General features: G+C 38.7%; 1 protein-coding gene. It reads left to right on the forward strand.

What is annotated here, in order from left to right; translation table 11 throughout:
* Positions 1 to 1,180 (forward strand): FG-GAP-like repeat-containing protein (locus GQR39_RS20000; protein ID WP_165736428.1); only part of this gene is annotated, 1,180 nt, incomplete at both ends.

The following is a 1,180-nucleotide window of genomic DNA, read 5'->3' on the forward strand; positions in this document are numbered from 1 at the left end:
TGTCGCTGTTTAATGATACTAATGCTGATGGTGTACTTGATTGGATTAGCTATAAAGAAGATGAGCAACATACCATAGTTAAACTCTACAGTGGCGATAACTTTGATTTACTCAATGAGTTCACTATTACTTACCCATTTGATAGCGTTGTTTTTTATACCCTACAAGATAGAGACTTTGATGACGTAGAGGAACTTGGTGTATTTGGGTTCGATAGCAGTAAAAATCGTTACCAATTATTAGTTCATTCTGGGTCAAATGGCGCTAAGTTAGGCGCTTGGAATTGGCCAGCTACACTTAGTGATGTATCGTTTGAAGTGTTGTCTGATTTAACAGGTGATGGCGTAGAAGAATATGCAATTAGCGGTGTCCATTTAAGTAATGGTACAAGGCAGCTGGTTGTAAAAGATGGTATGACACGTGGTAATTACCAAACCTTTAAATGGCCTAATCAATGGGATTCACCTAAGTATGTTGTAATGACAGATATTACGTCAGATGGAATCCCTGAAGTTGCAATGCATGGTAAACATGAGCGTTTAGATAAAGGCCAATTGTTTATGTACGACGGTGCAAACGCGAATAGTAAACTTGATGTATATAACTGGAATCCACTTTGGGATGATATTAGCTTACATCAAATGGACGACCTTGATGGTGATGGTACAACGGATTGGGGCCAGTTTGGTAAGCGTAAAGATGATGGTCGTTACCAATGGTTAGTTAAGAAAGGTAATGACAAGCGTGGCGTTATACGTACGTTTAGTTGGCCAAATGACCTTATAAATGTAAAACCTTTGCTAGTAAGTGATAGAACCAATGATGGCATACGAGATGTTGCTATTGTTGGAACCCATCCAACAACAGATAAGGTGTTTTTACGTATAAACGATGGCCGCTTAGCTAATCAGCGTATTACTAATTTTAGCTGGCCAGGTAATTGGGAAGATACGCAAGTAGTTGAGCTAGGTGATTTAAACAACGACGGGTTTAACGAGTTTGCTTTATTAGGTTATACAAAAACAAATAGAGCGGTTCAGGTTGTTGTTAAAGATGGCAGATTAACAACTGAGTATGGCCGTTATACATTACCAGGTAAGTGGGAGGGTATTTCATTGTCGCATTACGATACAAACAACGATGGTGTTGAAGATATTGTAATTAGTGGCATAAGCCAAAC

It is taken from the genome of Pseudoalteromonas sp. C8 (assembly GCF_011378685.1).
Taxonomy (GTDB): domain Bacteria; phylum Pseudomonadota; class Gammaproteobacteria; order Enterobacterales; family Alteromonadaceae; genus Pseudoalteromonas; species Pseudoalteromonas arctica.